General features: G+C 58.0%; 17 protein-coding genes, 1 tRNA gene, 2 pseudogenes and 2 riboswitches. Of the genes and pseudogenes, 11 read left to right on the top strand and 9 right to left on the bottom strand.

From position 1 onward, the window contains the following. Window positions 1-32: 32 nt before the first annotated feature. The gene (gene gcvT, locus C2L66_RS15985; RefSeq protein ID WP_060599505.1) at window positions 33-1,151 is read right to left on the bottom strand and encodes a glycine cleavage system aminomethyltransferase GcvT; all 1,119 of its coding nucleotides are present in this window, start codon (window positions 1,149-1,151) and stop codon (window positions 33-35) included. Between the two features lie 89 nt (window positions 1,152-1,240). After that, window positions 1,241-1,382: riboswitch (glycine riboswitch) on the bottom strand. A gap of 51 nt (window positions 1,383-1,433) precedes the next feature. Beyond that, window positions 1,434-1,546: riboswitch (glycine riboswitch) on the bottom strand. 253 nt (window positions 1,547-1,799) lie between these two features. Between gcvT and C2L66_RS15980 the strand changes: the two genes are divergently transcribed. Further along, complete coding sequence (locus tag C2L66_RS15980) at window positions 1,800-2,615, top strand: hypothetical protein (protein ID WP_060599506.1); 816 nt, start codon at window positions 1,800-1,802, stop codon at window positions 2,613-2,615. Window positions 2,616-2,637: 22 nt separating this feature from the next. Here the strand turns inward: C2L66_RS15980 and C2L66_RS15975 are convergent, their stop codons facing one another. Further along, window positions 2,638-2,997: a hypothetical protein gene (locus C2L66_RS15975; protein ID WP_060599507.1), complete on the bottom strand. Its 360-nt coding sequence runs from the start codon at window positions 2,995-2,997 to the stop codon at window positions 2,638-2,640. Between the two features lie 96 nt (window positions 2,998-3,093). Beyond that, entirely contained in the window at window positions 3,094-4,143 is a 1,050-nt protein-coding gene (locus C2L66_RS15970) for an oxidoreductase (protein ID WP_060599508.1), read from the bottom strand. A 337-nt stretch (window positions 4,144-4,480) separates the two neighbouring features. On the opposite strand from C2L66_RS15970, the gene C2L66_RS15965 reads away from it, so the two are divergent. Further along, window positions 4,481-6,568, top strand: a complete 2,088-nt coding sequence (locus C2L66_RS15965) for a UvrD-helicase domain-containing protein (protein ID WP_060599509.1) — start codon at window positions 4,481-4,483, stop codon at window positions 6,566-6,568. A 101-nt stretch (window positions 6,569-6,669) separates the two neighbouring features. Here C2L66_RS15965 and C2L66_RS15960 read toward each other — a convergent pair whose 3' ends face one another. After that, window positions 6,670-7,608 carry a c-type cytochrome gene (locus C2L66_RS15960; protein ID WP_054929295.1) on the bottom strand — a complete coding sequence of 313 codons (939 nt, stop codon included), beginning with the start codon at window positions 7,606-7,608 and terminating at the stop codon, window positions 6,670-6,672. A gap of 340 nt (window positions 7,609-7,948) precedes the next feature. On the opposite strand from C2L66_RS15960, the gene C2L66_RS15955 reads away from it, so the two are divergent. From C2L66_RS15955 to C2L66_RS15945, 4 genes are all read left to right on the top strand, one after another. Then, window positions 7,949-8,024: transfer RNA gene (locus C2L66_RS15955), tRNA-Arg, on the top strand. A gap of 245 nt (window positions 8,025-8,269) precedes the next feature. Then, on the top strand, window positions 8,270-8,989 hold the full coding sequence (locus C2L66_RS40670; protein WP_148654548.1) for a transcriptional regulator domain-containing protein: 720 nt from the start codon (window positions 8,270-8,272) through the stop codon (window positions 8,987-8,989). Between the two features lie 158 nt (window positions 8,990-9,147). Next, complete coding sequence (locus C2L66_RS15950; RefSeq protein WP_060602420.1) at window positions 9,148-9,411, top strand: AlpA family transcriptional regulator; 264 nt, start codon at window positions 9,148-9,150, stop codon at window positions 9,409-9,411. Between the two features lie 87 nt (window positions 9,412-9,498). Continuing rightward, entirely contained in the window at window positions 9,499-10,632 is a 1,134-nt protein-coding gene (locus C2L66_RS15945) for a phage/plasmid replication protein, II/X family (protein ID WP_082670299.1), read from the top strand. Here the strand turns inward: C2L66_RS15945 and C2L66_RS15940 are convergent. After that, a complete protein-coding gene (locus C2L66_RS15940; RefSeq protein ID WP_060599512.1) occupies window positions 10,629-11,000 on the bottom strand; it encodes a helix-turn-helix domain-containing protein in 372 nt (123 codons plus the stop codon). The two genes, C2L66_RS15945 and C2L66_RS15940, sit on opposite strands and share 4 nt — an antisense overlap. A gap of 180 nt (window positions 11,001-11,180) precedes the next feature. Between C2L66_RS15940 and C2L66_RS15935 the strand changes: the two genes are divergently transcribed. The 4 genes and pseudogenes from C2L66_RS15935 to C2L66_RS15925 all read left to right on the top strand — a co-directional run bounded on the left by C2L66_RS15935 (window position 11,181) and on the right by C2L66_RS15925 (window position 12,976). Continuing rightward, complete coding sequence (locus C2L66_RS15935) at window positions 11,181-11,630, top strand: hypothetical protein (RefSeq protein ID WP_148654549.1); 450 nt, start codon at window positions 11,181-11,183, stop codon at window positions 11,628-11,630. Window positions 11,631-11,816: 186 nt separating this feature from the next. Beyond that, window positions 11,817-11,963 (top strand): annotated as a pseudogene (locus tag C2L66_RS41655) (hypothetical protein); the annotation flags it as partial. A gap of 165 nt (window positions 11,964-12,128) precedes the next feature. Beyond that, a pseudogene (gspG, locus tag C2L66_RS41650) lies at window positions 12,129-12,452 on the top strand (type II secretion system major pseudopilin GspG); the annotation flags it as partial. 26 nt (window positions 12,453-12,478) lie between these two features. After that, on the top strand, window positions 12,479-12,976 hold the full coding sequence (locus C2L66_RS15925; RefSeq protein ID WP_060599515.1) for a YccF domain-containing protein: 498 nt from the start codon (window positions 12,479-12,481) through the stop codon (window positions 12,974-12,976). 314 nt (window positions 12,977-13,290) lie between these two features. Here the strand turns inward: C2L66_RS15925 and C2L66_RS40660 are convergent, their stop codons facing one another. From C2L66_RS40660 to C2L66_RS15910, 3 genes are all read right to left on the bottom strand, one after another. Then, the gene (locus C2L66_RS40660; protein ID WP_148654550.1) at window positions 13,291-13,935 is read right to left on the bottom strand and encodes a hypothetical protein; all 645 of its coding nucleotides are present in this window, start codon (window positions 13,933-13,935) and stop codon (window positions 13,291-13,293) included. A gap of 91 nt (window positions 13,936-14,026) precedes the next feature. Further along, window positions 14,027-15,157, bottom strand: coding sequence for an SH3 domain-containing protein (locus C2L66_RS15915; RefSeq protein ID WP_060599517.1), 1,131 nt, complete (start codon window positions 15,155-15,157; stop codon window positions 14,027-14,029). Window positions 15,158-15,261: 104 nt separating this feature from the next. Beyond that, window positions 15,262-15,843: a recombinase family protein gene (locus C2L66_RS15910; RefSeq protein WP_060599518.1), complete on the bottom strand. Its 582-nt coding sequence runs from the start codon at window positions 15,841-15,843 to the stop codon at window positions 15,262-15,264. Window positions 15,844-16,053: 210 nt separating this feature from the next. On the opposite strand from C2L66_RS15910, the gene C2L66_RS15905 reads away from it, so the two are divergent. After that, the gene (locus C2L66_RS15905; protein WP_148654551.1) at window positions 16,054-16,650 is read left to right on the top strand and encodes a hypothetical protein; all 597 of its coding nucleotides are present in this window, start codon (window positions 16,054-16,056) and stop codon (window positions 16,648-16,650) included. A 77-nt stretch (window positions 16,651-16,727) separates the two neighbouring features. Here C2L66_RS15905 and C2L66_RS15900 read toward each other — a convergent pair whose 3' ends face one another. After that, complete coding sequence (locus C2L66_RS15900) at window positions 16,728-17,516, bottom strand: hypothetical protein (RefSeq protein WP_148654552.1); 789 nt, start codon at window positions 17,514-17,516, stop codon at window positions 16,728-16,730. Window positions 17,517-17,520: the final 4 nt, after the last annotated feature.

The following is a 17,520-nucleotide window of genomic DNA, read 5'->3' as shown; positions in this document are numbered from 1 at the left end:
TGTCTGTCTCGTGACGCTCATCGTGTGACCGATCAGCCGACGAGCACTTTGCCGTTGCGCACGAATGGCAGTTTAACCACGCTGGCGGGAAGTGCCTTGTCACGGATCTGAACGTGCACGACGTCGCCCGGCTGCACGCCCTTCGGCACGCGCGCGAAGGCGATCGATTCCTGCATGGTCGGCGAGAACGTGCCGCTGGTGATTTCGCCGTCGCCTTGAGGCGTGACGACCTTCTGATGCGCGCGCAGCACGCCCGCTGCCTTGCCGTTGTCCTTGTGCAGGATCAGGCCGACAAACGACGACTTCGAACCGTCCGCTTCGAGCTTCGCGCGGCCGATGAAATCGCGCGGCGCGGACAGGTCGACCGTCCATGCGAGGCCGGCGTCGAGGGGCGACACGTTGTCGTCCATGTCCTGGCCGTACAGGTTCATGCCGGCTTCGAGGCGCAACGTGTCGCGCGCGCCGAGACCGGCCGGGCGCACGCCCTGTGCCTGCAGCGCGTTCCACAGCGCTTCGACGTGATCGGCGGGAACGATGATTTCGAAACCGTCTTCGCCCGTGTAGCCGGTGCGCGCGACGGTGAGTTCGCCAAACGGCGTATCGGTGACGCGCGCGGCATTGAACGGCTTGAGGGCTTCGCTGGCGGCGCGCGCGTGGGGCACGGTCGCCCAGACTTTTTCGCGCGCATTCGGGCCTTGCACGGCGACGATTGCGTAGTCGCGGCGCGGCTTGATGGTCAGGCCGAAGCCTTGTTCGTCATTGAGCTTGTTGAACCACGCGACGTCTTTCTCAGCCGTACCGGCATTCACGACGACGCGGAAATGATCTTCGCCGAAGTAATAGACGATCAGATCGTCGATCACGCCGCCTTCGGGGTTGAGCAGACAGGAGTAGAGCGCCTTGCCCGGGGTTTGCAGCTTGCCGACGTTGTTCGCCAGCGCGTGCTCGAAGAACGCGCGCACACGCTCGCCCGTGAAATCGACGACGCACATGTGGGATACGTCGAACATGCCGGCGTCGGTGCGCACGGCGCGATGTTCTTCGATCTGCGAGCCGTAGTTGACGGGCATGTCCCACCCGCCGAAATCGACCATGCGGGCATTGAGCGCACGGTGCGTGGCGTGGAGCGGGGTGTGTTTGAGTTCGGTCATCGGGGCCTCGGGGCGTCGCTAAACAGGAAAGGCCATGCGGCGAAACCCCTCGCGGCCTGATCCCATCTCGGGCCAACGAGCGATAACTGCATGCCCCCTCTGTCCTCGATACCTGAGAGATTGCGCTGCCGTCAGCGAGTGCTGTCCGGCGTGGCGCGCGCCCCTTCGGTGGGCAGCCTGCGCGTGCGGGTTAGTGCACGGGCGCTACTGCCGCTCTCCAGAGTGCGAAAAACGGGCGCTCATTCGAATGAGGTCGCGATGACCGGATGACGAGCGGGTTTTTCGACGCGGTCGGTCCTTTTGCCTGAGAGTTTGCGGGTGTGCCCCTTCGGCGGCGCTGACTGCTGGGCGTTCTGAAAACGACAGCGGACGGCGCGCTCTCCCGACGCGTGCGGCGAATGTACGCGAGGGCCGGAGCGATGTCAAATCGGGGCGAGGGACCTTTTGGGAAGGCGGCTCGGCGGGCGGCGCGACCCCTCGCACAGTCAAAAAAACCCGGGCTGCGCGTTGCGGTCTGACATGGGGCGCGATCGACCGAACTGGTGCCGGATCTACCGGCTGATCGAGTAATTGGCTTGCCGGATTGCCCCGGATACTTGCAAAACGGCTGCATGCGGCCACTCGTGTCCACCCATTACCATCCAATCGATGACCAAGGCGCACATTTACCAGATCTACTATTCGGATCAGACGCGCAGCGGCCTGGACGAAGGTTTCATTCCGCTTGACAACGTCGGACAGCGGCCCGACTGGCGCGAGTACTGGCCAATCCGCCGCTTTCTGCACGAGCAGACGCTGGACGACACGGCATTCTACGGTTTCCTGTCGCCCAAGTTCGCCGTCAAGACGAATCTCGAAGCAAGCGACGTCCATGCGTTTCTTGCCACGGTACCGGAATCGACGGATATCGTGTCGTTCTCACCCTTCTTCGATGCGGGTGCATTGTTTACGAACGTCTTTCTACAGGGCGCGCAGGGACATCCGAACGCATGGGGGCCGTTCGATGAAATCGTGCGGCTGTTAAAGCCGGGCATCGAACTGAGCACGCTCATCATGGATTCGTCGAACAGCGTGTATTGCAACTACTTCGTCGCGAAGCCGCGCTTCTGGCGGCACTGGCTGGACCAGGCGGAGATCGTGTTCGGGATCGCGGAATCGAACAGTACACCGCTCGGCAAGGCGCTCAACGCGTCGGGCCGCCACGCAATGGGCGATACGCCCGTGAAAACGTTCCTGATAGAGCGGCTCGTATCGTTGTTGCTCGCAACCGAGAAGCACTGGCAGGTGGCATCGTTCAATCCCCTACAACTGCCGCTGGTGTATCCGGGTTCAGGAAAGGTCGCGCAGGAACTCGTGATGCTGGATGCACTCAAGCGCGCTGCCGTCGGAAGCGGACGCGCCGAGTACATGACCGTGTGGTCTCAGTTGCGCGAGCGCGTCGTGGCCACGATAACGGGGCCCTGATCCCGCTCGCGCCGAAGTGCGATCAGCGGTTGATGGCCGCCGACGCCGTGTCCAGTTCCTGATTCAGCACGCGCTGCTCGTCGCCCGTGAGGCCGCCACCGTGCTGTCCGGCCATGTCGTGCGCTTCGTGGCGGATCGTGTCGAGCCGGCGGTGCAGCGCGGCGCCGTCGGGCGGCGGAAAGTGACCCTGATTCACGCGCGCATCGATGCTGCGGCCCATATTGTCGATGCGGCCGTCGACCTGTTCGAGGCGATGCACGGCCATTTCATGTGGATTCGGCGCGCGAGACGGCTCGGCGAGCTGCTGCGACGGGGAGACCACGCACGCGGCGAGCGACGAAACCAACGCGAAACAGCCCAGCGCGCGGACGATATGCTGCATATTCCTTCCTTTCTGTTTAATCCCGCATGGATGCGGAAGGGCCCTGAAGGCCCATGTGACGTGACGGGTGGCAGCGAAATCGCCGCCCCCCGACTGCTACGCCTCGCGCCTGAACGCCAGCCTCGCCCCTTCCTTCTCACTGCGATCCGCCAGTTCGATGATGGCCATCACGTCCACCGCGTCAGCCGCGCTGACCGGGAACGGCGCGCCATCGCGAATCGACGCCGCCAGCGCGCGGTAGAACTCGACGTACGCGCCGTCGCGAGTCGGCAGTTCGCGCTGCACTTCCTGTTCGCCTTCGAGCACGCGCAACGTGCCAGCGTCATTGCCGCCGCCGAAACCGGCGTCGCCCGGACGCAAGCCCGCCTTCAACTGATCTTCCTGCGTGTCCAGTCCGTATTTCACATAACTGCCGCGCGTGCCGTGGATCGTATAACGCGGCGCGACGATCGCCGTCAGCGCGCTAGCGTGCAGCACCACCTCGTGATTCGCGTAGCCAAGCAGCAGATGCACGTAGTCCGGCGCGCTCGCGTTGTCGCGATACGCCTTCACCGTTGCATAGACCGTTTCGGGCGCGCCGAACAGCGTCAACGCCTGGTCGATCAGGTGCGGGCCGAGATCGAACAGCAGGCCGCCGCCACGCGATGCTTCTTCGCGCCAGCGTTGCCGGATGCCCGGTCGAAAGCGGTCGAAGTGCGATTCGAAATGCGTGATGCGGCCGAGTTCGCCGCTCGCGATCAGTTCGCGCACGGTCATGAAGTCGCCGTCCCAGCGACGGTTGTGGAACGGCGCGAATACCAGCCCCTTGCTTTGCGCGAGGTCCGCGAGCGTACGGGCATCGGCGGCGGAGAGCGTGACGGGTTTGTCGACGACGACATGCTTGCCCGCTTCGAGCGTGCGGCGCGCCAGGTCGAAGTGCGTGTCGTTCGGCGTCGCGATGACGACGCATTCGATGTCCGGCAGCGCGAGCAGCGCGTCGATATCGGCGACGATCGTTGCGTTCGGATAATCGGCGCGCGCCTTGTCCGGCTGGCCCGTGGCGATCGCGGCGACGCTCGCCCGCGAGCAGTGTTCGATCACCGGCGCGTGAAATGTGGCGCCGGCAAAGCCGTAGCCCATCAAGCCAATTCTCAGCGATGAAGACATGCGTGTTCCCTGCAAAACCGGCGCGCCGCGGGGGCGGCGCACAACGCCGCAATTTTGGCATAGCTGCGCAGCGCATCGTGGCGCATCGGGCGGCGCGCGCCGGGAGGATGCCGTCCGAAAGGCATAAGCCGAGGCATCGGAAAGGGCATTCGTGTTAACATCGCGGTTCTCACGCGAACGGCAAAAAGCGCATGGAATCAATTGCGTGGCGCATCGGCGGCGGGTTGGCGGCGCGCCGCGCGGCCACCTGATCCGACGCGTCGCAAGCGCCGTCGCGCTGGATGTTCTCGGGCCGTTCGTAACGAAGCGCCCTCAATCCCTTACTCATCCACACACGATGTCCGCAGGCCTGAATTCCGCCCAAAGCGAAGCGGTGCGCTATCTCGACGGTCCGTGTCTCGTGCTCGCGGGCGCGGGCAGCGGCAAGACGCGCGTGATCACGCAGAAGATCGCGCATCTGATCGAAAACAAGGGCTTCGAGCCGCGCCATATCGCCGCCGTCACCTTCACGAACAAGGCCGCTGCGGAAATGCGCGAGCGCGTGAGCAAGCTGCTCGAAGGCAAGACGCTCACGACGCCCGGTAAGGAAGGCCGCAAGGTGCCCGTCAACCAGCTGACGGTGTCTACGTTCCACTCGCTCGGCGTGCAGATTCTGCGTCAGGAGGCGGAGCACGTCGGCCTGAAGCCGCAGTTCTCGATCATGGATTCCGACGACTGCTTCGGCATGATCCAGGAGCAGGTTGGCTCGACGGACAAGGGCTTCATCCGCAAGATCCAGACGATCATCTCGCTGTGGAAGAACGGCCTCATCATGCCGGACGAAGCAATGGCGATCGCCTCGAATGAAGACGAGCATCAGGCGGCCATCGTCTATCGCAACTACGTCGCGACGCTGCACGCCTATCAGGCCGTCGATTTCGACGATCTGATCCGCCTGCCCGCCGAGCTGTTCAAGAACAACGAGCAGGTGCGCGACCGCTGGCAGAACAAGCTGCGCTATCTGCTGATCGACGAGTATCAGGACACCAACGCGTGTCAGTACGAGCTGGTGAAATTGCTGGCCGGGCCGCGCGCCGCGTTCACGGCCGTCGGCGACGACGATCAGGCCATCTACGGTTGGCGCGGCGCGACGCTCGAAAACCTCGCGCAGCTCGGCAAGGATTTTCCGAAGCTGCACGTCATCAAGCTCGAGCAGAACTACCGCTCGACGGTCCGCATCCTCACGGCCGCGAACAACGTGATCGCGAACAATCCGAAGTTGTTCGAGAAGAAGCTGTGGTCCGAACACGGCATGGGCGACTCGATCACCGTCACCGGGTGCAACGACGAGGAGCATGAAGCGGAGTCGGTCGTGTTCCGGCTGTCGGCGCACAAGTTCGAGCGACGCGCGCAGTTTCGCGATTACGCGATCCTCTATCGCGGCAACTTCCAGGCGCGCATCTTCGAACAGGTGTTGCGCCGCGAGCGGATTCCGTATGTGCTGTCGGGTGGCCAGTCGTTTTTCGACAAGGCCGAGATCAAGGACATTTGCGCGTACCTGCGCCTGATCGCCAATGCCGACGACGATCCCGCGTTCATCCGCGCGATCACGACGCCGCGCCGGGGCGTCGGCAATACCACGCTCGAAGCGCTCGGCGCGTTCGCGGGGCAGGCGAAGGTGTCGCTGTTCGAGGCCGTGTACATGGGCGGCATCGAGGCGCGATTGTCGGCGCGCCAGGTCGAGCCGTTGCGCGTGTTCTGCGATTTCATGCAACGTCTGCGAGACCGGGCCGACAAGGATGCGGCGACGTCCGTGCTCGACGACATGATGGAAGCGATCCACTACGAAGCCTATCTGTACGACGCATTCGACGAGCGCCAGGCTCAGTCGAAATGGCAAAACGTGCTGGAGTTCCTGGAGTGGCTGAAGCGCAAGGGCACGAAGCCTGAGCCGGCAGCGGGCGCGGAGCAGACCGGCTACGACAACGCCGATGGTCTGGCCGACACTGGCAAGAATCTGCTCGGACTGATTCAGACGGTTGCGTTGATGTCGATGCTCGAAGGCAAGGACGAAGATCCCGATGCGGTGCGGTTGTCGACGGTGCATGCGTCGAAGGGGCTGGAATATCCGCATGTATTTCTGGTTGGCGTCGAGGAGGGCATCATGCCGCATCGCGGCGGCACGGAAGACGACGGCCCGATCGACGACGAGCGCATCGAGGAAGAGCGGCGGCTGATGTATGTCGCGATCACGCGTGCGCAGCGCAGCCTGCATCTGAACTGGTGCAAGAAGCGCAAGCGGGCGCGTGAGACGGTGGTGTGCGAGCCGTCGCGGTTTATCCCTGAGATGGGTCTCGACGAAGCGCCGCCGCCGACACCCGAAGAAGCGCCGATGTCGCCGAAGGATCGCCTGGCGAGTCTCAAGGCGCTCTTGCAGAAGGCCTGACGGGCGCGAACGCGCGCCGCGTATCCATGCTGATGGCATAAAAAATCCCCGCTCAAGGCGGGGATTTTTTGTTTGCGCGTTGACCGATGGATGCGCGCTGCTTATTTCGACGCGTTGACCATGTAATCGACGGCGGCCTTCACGTCGGCGTCCGACGCGCTCGATCCGCCTTTCGGGGGCATCGCGCCCTTGCCGTGCAGCGCGTAGTTGTAGACGGTTTCCATCGGCTCCTTCAGGCGCGGCGCCCAGGCTTCCTTGTCGCCGAACTTCGGCGCGTTCAGCACGCCCGCCGCGTGACAGGCCTGGCAAACCTGCTGATACAGCGCCTTGCCCGCCTGCGATGCGTCCGCGCTCTGCGTCGCGCCCGATGCGGGCGCCGCGTTCTGCGGAACATTGGCCATGGCGGCCATCGCGGCGGCGGCCTGCGTGCCTGCTGCATCGGACGCGCCTGCTGCGGCTGCGCCTGATGCCGCTTCGGCGCCGGAAGCCGCTGCTGCGCCCGAAGCGCCCGCCGGACCTGCGGCTGGCTGGCCCGGCACAGGCTTCGGCGGATCTGCGAACTTCGCGCCCGCGTTGTTCGCCATGTACGCGACGGCGAGGCCGATTTCGTAGTCGCTGTAGTCGTCAGGGCTCGTGCCGCCGCGCGCGGGCATCGCGCCCTTGCCCACTAGCGCGTTGTGCCAGAGCGTGTCGAAACCTTCGGCGATGCGCGGCGCCCAGTCGGCCGTGTTGGTGAATTTCGGCGCGCCCGCCGCGCCCGCCGCGTGACACGCGGAACACACGGCTTTGTAGACTTCCTCGCCCGTCTTGTAGACGCGTGGCGCGTTGGCGTCGCGGATGTCGACTTTGGCGAGGGGCGCGGTGCGCGCGTCGACTGCGGCGTCGGACAGACCGTCGGTGCCCGCGCCCGTGCGGGTCGAGTTGTCGACGTAATAAGCGAGCAGGACGATGATGACGATGGGGACAGCAAAACCAGCGATGACTGCGGCGATCAGCTGTCCGGGGGTTTTGATCGGGGCTCCGTGTGGTGCTTCGCTCATGCTTGTCTCGTCTCCCGTGGGTATTGTGAGCGGTACAGCGCGACGGCAACAACTTTGTTCTTGATCAGCCACGGACGATTATAGACGGAAGGTTTCGGCGTCGGCGAGCGGGCCCGGGAGGTCTTCAGTAGGCGTTTACGCGAACACTTTGGGCGATTGGGCGGCGTTTAATGCGTGGCTGGCTGGGGGCGGCGGGCTGTCATGAGCCGTTCGGCTGCGCTTTAGGCCCTGCGCAGCCCGCTCCGGTGGACGGGCCGTCCGAAACCGGGTATGCTCTCGGTCTCGCTTTAGCGCCATAACTCGCATCAACTGCGTGATTTTGCAGCGCTTTTTGCCGAATGCGCCCGTAGCTCAATGGATAGAGTACTGCCCTCCGAAGGCAGGGGTTGCTGGTTCGATCCCAGCCGGGCGCGCCAAGAAAGCGGCAAAAAATCAAGCACTTGTCTTTTAATATTCGGTAAAGGGTTTGATCCGTACGAAAACGATACGGAAATTCAACCTTCAGGCTACGTCGACAACAAGTCAAGTAAACTCGCCCCTGCATGCGCTTGGCCGCAGCGTGGGCAAGCAAAGCCGATTGCCTCCACGCTGTTTTCGATATCGTGTGGGTTGCGCGATCGGACTTGAACCCGCCGACCCGCGTTTGGAACCATTTCTAGACGTGAACCCGAAAACTCAACCAGAAGAGCTCAAGAACCCGTTGCCCGATGGTAGCGACATCAACGCGTATGTCGACTGGGAAGCATGGGACTACCGCCGACTCGGGTGGGAATATTTACGCCGAAATGAGGAATTTCGTGCAGGTTGTAGCGAGGCTCAAAAACTTCAGGGTGACGAACGCGTATCAAAAGAGCAGCAGATCGCGGAAAAATTTATGCTTCGGGATTTTCGCGATTGTGACGCGACAATCACAGTCGATGATGCCATCGCATTTCTAGCGCAGCGTACTTTTGAACCGAAAGCTAAACATATAAAGTTGAGAGATTATGAAGTTGCGATCGCATTCGATCTGCGATTCTCTCTATACGCGAAGGATGCCATCGAAATTCAGCTAGAAAATGCCAAAAGAACTCTGCAAAAACGAAGCGAGCAGTTGAAAAGGCGCACTGGTATCGAAGAGAAACCATCCTCCGTTACGACGAAGCGTGAATCGCATATTGATCAATTGCGAATTCTGGATTTACGTCGAAGCGGCAGAACTTGGAAAGAAGTCGCCGCGATCATGCAACCGAAATCTAATAAAAATTCTGCGAGTGATTTTATCGAAGTAGCACGAAAAAAACACGCGGCAGGATTGAGACTCATCGACTTTGGATATGTGAGGTTGTTCGCGTCTAGTGCCAGTAGGAAATCCTTACCACGTCGTTCACGCAAAGATTAAGCAGCGGGTGGTGACGTCCACCGGAAGAAAAATACAGCAAAAAAACTTCCGGTGGATGGACTTTTTTCGCACCGAATTTCTGTCCCGAGACATCAAGTCGGAGATAGATCACTATGTCGTTCATGCCGCAGCCAGCGGCGCTTCCTGGACGATACAACATGACTTCTCTCGCCTCGCCGACCGAAACCGGCAACGCATCGCATTTCAGCCAACGCATCTTGCGCCGCCCCGCCGTCGAGCAAATCACCGGCCTGCCGCGTTCTTCGATCTACGCCGAAATGAAAAAGGGCACGTTCCCGCAGTCCGTCAAATTGTCGAAGCGCGCCGTCGGTTGGTTTTCCGGCGAAATCGATATGTGGATGCAACGTCGAATCGAGGGTCGCGCTGCGCAAGATAACAAAGCCGATTCGAATATCGCCTAAAGCTAAACTCGTTACCGATAGATGGCCTGTTTTCTGTAATACGGGCTTTCTCTACATTTGATGTCAGAACTCATCGCGGGATAGGTGATGGATAAATCAAAACCGGCAATACTGCCGGATAAATTTCGAGTGAACATTGACACTGTCAAATTCTCTGTCGATAATGTCGGTGTCCCATTCAAAGATGTGACAAAATCGATAATCACAAACGATGACGGTGAAATATTCACAATTAAGACAAATCGCAAGCCCCTTGCCGGGATGAATGGGCGTCATAAACTCCAGATGCGACATGCCGGAAAAGGGAACGAATCAAACGGGGAATTGACAGTCGAAGGGTCACCCTACGGTAATCGATATGGTCAAAACGTTTACTCGTCGCCGAATTTGCGGAACGCCTGTCTTTGGGCACTGAGGCGTATTGGTAAATTCCACGACCTGCGCGCAACACCTGAGAATCTCGACGCATGGAAGGCCGGGCAAATCCGACTGCATCGCGTCGACCTGGCTGTAAATTTCAAGCTTGAAAGTGAAGCGCAGGTTATTCGAGTGCTGAGCCAGCTGAGGTTCTTGTTAGCAGCGCGTCGTGTTGAGTGTCATTTGTATCGAACATACGTGTCGCTAGCGCCGCGCAGCGGCAAAAGTTACAAAATTTCAGCATATGCGAAGGGTGCGCAGATGCGCTCTTCGCTGAAAAAGAAGGATCAAGGTAGCGATAAATCTTTGATGAAACTGGCGCAGGAATGTGAGCCGCTTCTGCGCGTTGAGCTTCGTTTGATGGGGTCGGAACTTCGTCGTTTGAATCTGGACCAGGTTTGGGCGTGGTCGGCGTCCACTGCTCGCGAAGTGTTCCGCAAATACTTCGCGCGCTTGCCCCTTGCTGATATTACGTTCGGGCAACTAAAGCCGGAAGACTTCAAGGGCATGGATATGAGGATGCGCGCGGCGTTTGCGCATCACAAATTAGGCACGGACCTTTCGGCGATCTACTGCAAACGCACGCGCGAAAGGCACCTCGCATACTTTCGAAAGCGTGGCTTTAACCTGAATGTACCGAATCAACCGAAGGCACAACTGATGTTGACCGACATCTTGTCAAAGCCGGGAGTCATCGCACACGCGCCGAAGTGGCTTGCCGACGCGGGGATGGCACCGCGTGCAAAGTCGCGTAACCGTGGGGATCCGGGGAATCATAGCCCGCGAATCGTGGACTGCTCCTAACCACGACTTGGTGCCGCTTGATGTGCGAGGCGTCTGCACATCGCGGCAACCCATTCACGTACGAATTCACGATCGCTATCGGACAGCTCGCTCATCATGGCTGCAATGTCTGTCGCAGGATGTAGCGAGCGCTCAGCACCCCCAGCAATCAGCGCTTCAGGTGCCACGTTGTAGAGGTTTGCCAGCTCGAACAACCGACCGAGCGGCGGCAGCGTGTGACCTCGTTCGAATCGGCTAACTGTTTCTGTATTCACGCCAAGCGATTCCGCCGCCTGTTCTTGCGTCATCCCGCTATCGCTCCGCGCTTGAGCGAGCGCGTGACCGATCCGTTTCGCAAAAATTCTCTCTTGATTCGCGGCTTCCGTCATCCCCACGCTCCGTGTAGAACTCAACAAAAATGCACGGGTGGATATTGACCAGCTATGGAAATTCGCATAACACCGTAAAATGTTGACAGCAACACTAAATGTTGTTGTTCATCTGCCGATATACAGGAGCGAACGTCAGCAGCTTCACGCGCGAGCGCTCACGATGTTCCGCTCGATCATGTGATTGATGCACGTCTGCGCGCGATCGCACTTTATGAATCGTTAAAGGGATTTGCCGTGAAACTCGCTATGAACTGGCTCTCGATCGGAGCCACACTTGGATTGCTAGTCGCGACCCAGAACGCGACGGCGCAATCCTTCCCGCCCGCATGCCAGCAATACGTGACCACCATAAAAATCTGCGGCGCAGACTTGGTTAGGCTGGCCGAATTGAAACAACCGGCGCAGGCCGACGAAGTACGCGCAAATTACAAAACCGCTGTTACGCGAATCAATTCAGCGCTGGAGAAAGCTATCGAAGAGCAAGGCGCAACGGCCGTAGCTCAACGATGCGCTACCGCTCCCGGCAATGAAGTTCTTCGAAAGCAGGTTGCTGACATCGTGACGGTGCTTGGATTCGGTGGGGGAATCAGCGACCAATGCTCAACCGCATATTCAGCCATTCGATAGGCCGTAGACGGTAATGATCGACTTAGACCGACGAGCGCGCAGCGCTGTACACCGTCATTGCTAGATTTCTTGGCGTTCACGGCGAAATTCCAAGTGAAAGACATGCATTCGAAACGCATTTAAGCATCAAGGAGTGGCATTGGTTGCCGTTAATCGGAAAAACAACCGTTGGTGTCCACACTGGAAATGAAAAAAATCTGTCTTGTTGCTTTACTTCCGATCGCGCTCGCGGCCTGTAATCCAACTCGTGTGTCCGGGCTGGATCGAGTGGTCAAAGTAGAAGAATTTGATCAGCAGCCTGACCTGAGAAAACGGGTCGTTGGGGAATGCAATTCGAATCCTGGACAACTGAGTACTGATCCAAACTGCATCAATGCGAACGCCTCACAAGTGAAGGCAGACGCGGAAGAGGCAAAGAAGAAGGCGGAAGAGCAAGCAAAGGCAGCTATGGCGATGGTGGCCGGAATTGCCGCACTCGCCAATAGTCCCGATGCAATACGCCAAGATGAAGCACGCCGCGTTGCCGCGAAGCAGGATATCAGCACCATGATGCAAGCAATCAAGCTGTATCGTCTCGACAATGGTCAGTATCCGACTCAAGAGCAAGGGTTGCGAGCACTTATCGACCTGCCAACTTCGGCACCGGCTCCGAGCAACTGGAAGGACGGTGGTTACCTCACCGGCCTACCAAACGATCCGTGGGGCAACCCGTATCAGTATTTGAATCCAGGTGTCCACGGTGAAATCGACATCTTTAGTTACGGCGCGGACGGGAAACCGGGCGGCGAGGGCAACGATGCCGACATCGGCTCGTGGCAATAATCTATTGAATCGTCAGGAGCGAACGTATGCGAACTCTTGGAAACATCATTTGGTTTCTTTTTTTGGGCGGATTTTGGGCATGGCTGATCTGGCTGATCGGTTCGCTATTCGCGTTTATCTCGATCGTCGGAATTCCATGGGGTCGAGCCTGCTACAACATTTCGGAACTTGCGGCTGCTCCCTTCGGGAAGGAAGCGATCAATCGCCGAGAGCTGACGTTGAAGCGAGACATTGGCACTTCCGTTTTTGGCACGCTTGGTAATATCGTTTGGCTGTTCGTTATCGGAATCTGGATCGCGCTCGCTCACACGGTTGCTGGCATCGCCTGCTGCATCACCATCTTGGGGATTCCTTTCGGGTTGCAGCATTTCAAACTGGCAGGGCTGGCCGTCGCACCGATCGGCAAATCTATCGTGCGAAAGGAGCTAGCCGAGGAAGCCCGTCTCGCAAATGCTAAAGCTGATCTAGCAAAGGTGCGCGGCGGCACGCCGGTCATTGCAGTGCAAAACTTCGAAGACGTTTGATTGGTGTGATCCGTTTGGGCAGAAGGTGGGTCGATCTTGACCCATACCATGCATCATGATGCCGAGATAAACGCGGGCCACGATCGATCAAGTCGCCGACAAAAATTGCGATGCGCTCTTCACGACAGATTGCCCCGTTTCGCTCCGAATAAGCCAGGCGATACAGGAGCGCTCGCAACTTCTCGGCGTGCCTATGCACGTCGCCGATAATGTCGTATCCCCTATCGCGCTCCCAAGAGATGTGTCATTTGCACGTCGGTGGGGTCTGGCAGAGCTGACGCCCGGCCTCATCGTATGCGCATACAGCGGAAACTCTACAATCTGGTAGCTATTTGTTCATCGAAACGGCCGGGTGCAATTCGTCGCACGACTTCAGCTAGCTCAATAGAATGGCGGCGGGCTGCGCTGGTCAATTCAAGGTTGCGCGTCCTGTGCCGCAAAACGAATTGCTCGCCGCCCAGATCGGGGTCCGATCGGAGGATGCTACTCATTTCGAGAGCGATCCGGCGCAAATGCAGAAGCACGTGCATCTGTCCTTGTGCGGCAACCGTTCCTATTGGAAAGTCGTGGAATATTCGCGCGATCGCGTCAAATTCGCCTGCGGCATCAGCGTAGATGATTTGGCCGCTCCTATCTTGCTTCTGATACATGGAAAGCGTGCACATGCGCGCAAGTTCGTTTGCCAAGACCTGCAAGCTAAGGATCGTGGTGGCGGCTTCCTGTTTCGCTTCCTCATCACGCGCCGACCGTTGAGCCCGCGTATCGTGTGCGGCAACTACGAATGCGCCTGCAATTGCAGCTACGGTCCCGAATGCTTGTGCCCATGAGGCCCAAGTGGGAGAGTCTCCGGGCACGTGCGCAAAAGCGGCTGCAAGTACACAGCCGAGTGCGAAACCACCGACGGCCATCCCAAAATCGCGAAAGCTATCTTCTTTTGATTCTGTCTTTCCGTGATCCATGATTTAGTCGACGGACTCGTTCCCATACCTGTCTTGTCTGCCCGCTTTTCGTCGGGTATCAAGAGAATTTCTTAGACATGCCATTGCCGCTTTACTGTGTAAATCGACGAGTAAACTTGCGCGACACCCATCCTTCCGAGTCGACTCCATCAAGCTCGATGTGCACGTAGAGCCAGTTGCGATCGGTTTCGTCCAGTATCGCAAGCACGACACCTTTCGGTAGGGTTTCGATCACCTGTGATCGGACGGCGGGCCGTTGGTAAAGATTCACACCGTCGTCGTCGGTATATCGGAGGCTCTTCATTACGTCCGGTGGCAACTCGCATACGAAACCTCGTGTTAGCTTTCGCAACTCACGACGTGATTCGGCGGACATTAGGCGAGTTTGAAGGTCACAGAGGCCGGATTGGAAGTCGGGCCATTGAGCGATTGCTTGGTACACGCACCAGAGCAACATCAGCATTTTGAATAACCAATATTGTGCTGAGGCCGACAGTGGTTTTACTTGACCTCTTCCGGTCAGCGCTTCTTGCAACTCTACGGCTGCGTCATCGAACGAAAATTTTCCATCTACCGACGTTTCGGTGACTGCGGATGCAGTCGACTGTGATGTATCAGTAGCAGCATCCAGCAAAGCTTCCAGACGGCTACTGTCCGCCGACGAAATCCAATGAAACAGCGGCGAATTCTGGACGATCTGCATTGTTGTCCCGAGCGCGGACAAGCGAGGCAGGCCGTGCATGGCGGTCGCCGATGACACGCTTTCCGCGAGCGATGACGCTTCGAGCGTCCGCGCGGTCTTCATGATCGGCGAATCTTCGAGCATCCGCATGCTCTTCATGATGGGTGAGTCTGCGAGCATCCGCGCGGTCTTCATGATCGGCGAATCTTCGAGCATCCGCATGCTCTTCATGATGGGTGAGTCTTCGAGCATCCGCGCGGTCTTCATGATGGGTGAGTCTTCGAGCATCCGCGCGGTCTTCATGATCGGCGAATCTTCGAGCATCCGCGCGGTCTTCATGATCGGCGAATCTTCGAGCATCCGCATGCTCTTCATGATGGGTGAGTCTTCGAGCATCCGCGCGGTCTTCATGATGGGTGAGTCTTCGAGCATCCGCGCGGTCTTCATGATCGGCGAGTCTTCGAGCATCCGCGCGGTCTTCATGATCGCGGCCTCTTCCATTGCCCACATGCCTTTCAATACATGCACGCTTTCCGACATAGTTGTTTTGTCCGTAGGTGTGAAGTTCTAAGCAATCGATGCATTGTGCTGCGATCCACTTGGGGCGAACAACTTTGAACAGGCTCAGTGGAGCTTGTTGCGTCTCAGGCGGTTACGTCCGATGCAGCTTTCGCGATCGTGGGATGGCTTACGCCGTACTCTTTCGCTAATCCACGCGCCGTCGCGCCTGCGGCCAACTTTACTCGAATTTCGATTCGCTGTTTTTCCGTCAACGATCGAGGTCGGCCGGAAATCTTTCCTTCCGCCCTCGCGCGTGCGAGCCCGGCATTCGTTCGCTCAACAAGCTGGTCGCGCTCGAATTGCGCGAACGCGGCGAACATTCGCATCACAAGATCGCCTGCCGCGCTCGTAACTTCCATCACGGGCAGGTCGAGCACGATGACTGAAATTCTTTTGTCTCGCAGCATCGCGACCGTCGTGTCAATATCACGTGCATTCCTGCCGAGTCTATCGAGTTTTGTGACGACGAGCTTATCGCCATCTTCGAGTCTGTCGACGAGTTTGGCAAACATCGGACGGTCCATTGCAGCAACGGTGCCACTTACCGTTTCCGCAAACACGCGCTGCTCCGCGACTGCATAGCCGGCCTTTTCTGCAAGTAGAACTTGATTCGCTGTTGACTGATCGGCCGTGCTAACGCGAGCGTAAAGAAATGTTCTCGACATGGTGTCGCAGCATTGGAAAGAAAACGTGGTAATTATACATCGTGGAAAAAAACCCTGGAAGATGGGCTTGTTTTCCAATTTTCAGTTCGAGTTTTGCTGGCAATAAATCGGTCGATTCTTTTCCAGTCTGCATAAAATCTACCGTTGCGGCTGTTGACTGAGAATCAGCGTTTTAGACAACGGATGTAGACAAACGATATGGGGTCGGGAATGGACAAGCAGATCGCCTTGATAGCGCGCTGGCATCGGCGCGTCGTTGATGCAGGAGCACGGCTTCTCGCGGTTTCGTGTTTCGACAATACAAAGTTCGTGCACGGTCACAACGCGCTAGAAGACGACATCATGAGTTTTGAGCCGTGGTCGTTAGAGTTCACAATTGAGGTTGTCGATAGCCTTCACGACTTTTGTTTTTTTTGCAGGAAGGTGATTGAGCGCGCAAATATGCGCGCCCTCGCTCAAACGACTTTTCCGCATGCAAACATGATCTCTCACAAGATCAAGCAGGGTGGTCTGGATGAAGTCGAAGTCTCGCTCTGTCAACGAGACCTATGGTGGATCTTGGGTCGAGTCATTCACTCGACTTCAACCTTCGTGCTTGGCGGTGCTCGCGAAGACTTGATCGTGTATCCCGATGGGAAAACACGAAGCTATGCCGACTCACGTGTATTCGTTCAGATCGAGTCCGATTTCGACAAACAAACGGGTAACAGCCACGTCATTCATATCCCGTCTCTCGTGCATTGTTATGTGTCGTCCATGTTGGCACACAACGTCCGCGAGGTCGTGAGGAGCAACACACTGTCATAGCTGCCCGCGCACGAACACGTTTTTCGATTAGCCATCAGACACGCATATGAGACGGATTCTTGCGATATTTGAATACGCTACGTTGTGTTCGGTAGCACGATTGCGCGCATCCGAGGGGCAAAACCGTCGTCTTGCGAAATCTTCGTAAGCGGTGCACTGAACGGCCCTACGCGCTGTTCTAGGAAGTTAAACCATTTCGGGCCTAGATCGTCGATGAAGCTAACTAGAGAGTCGGAAGCGCGATCGCTGTACGTGGGCATCCACAGGAGCCCAGCAATATCGCTGTCTGCGATCTCTACATATCGATTCACCGTTAAATAGAGAAAGCAGTCGATCGAAGTGTAGGAAGTCCCGAGCAAGTTGCTGGCAAGGGCGCGGACATAGTGTGGCTCAAGCGACGTGAAGCCATCATTCACAAGTACCAACACACCTTTTGCGGCTGAAATCTTGAAATGTCCCTTCGTCTCTCGGATCTGCCTATTCGCCTTCTTCAGTATGCGTGAGATAGGTGGGCGAAACAGACGGATAAATTCTGTGCGAAACCAATTCGGATACTCACCGGAACCGCCCAATAGAGCCGGACGCCATGCTGGATCTTCTTTTGCCAGCCGCGCAAGCAATGCTTCGAAACCATTGCGGATGGCTGAGGTATTCCAGAACTCGGTTTGGACCTCCTTGAGTTCCACGACTACATCATCCGAAGAAAACAAAAAGTCGGCGTTTTCAAAAGTTCGCGGCTGTGGGATCAAGTCTTCAACTACTTCGCCCCCCACAGTACGAACAAAATCTCTCCAGCAACCTTCGACATCCACAGGCGTGTGCGGCTCATTCAGTGCATCCGTTGACATCTGATTGTTAGATTCCAAGCGA

It is taken from the genome of Paraburkholderia caribensis, from assembly GCF_002902945.1.
Taxonomy (GTDB): Bacteria; Pseudomonadota; Gammaproteobacteria; order Burkholderiales; family Burkholderiaceae; genus Paraburkholderia; species Paraburkholderia caribensis.
This window is presented reverse-complemented; position numbering and strand designations above follow the sequence as displayed.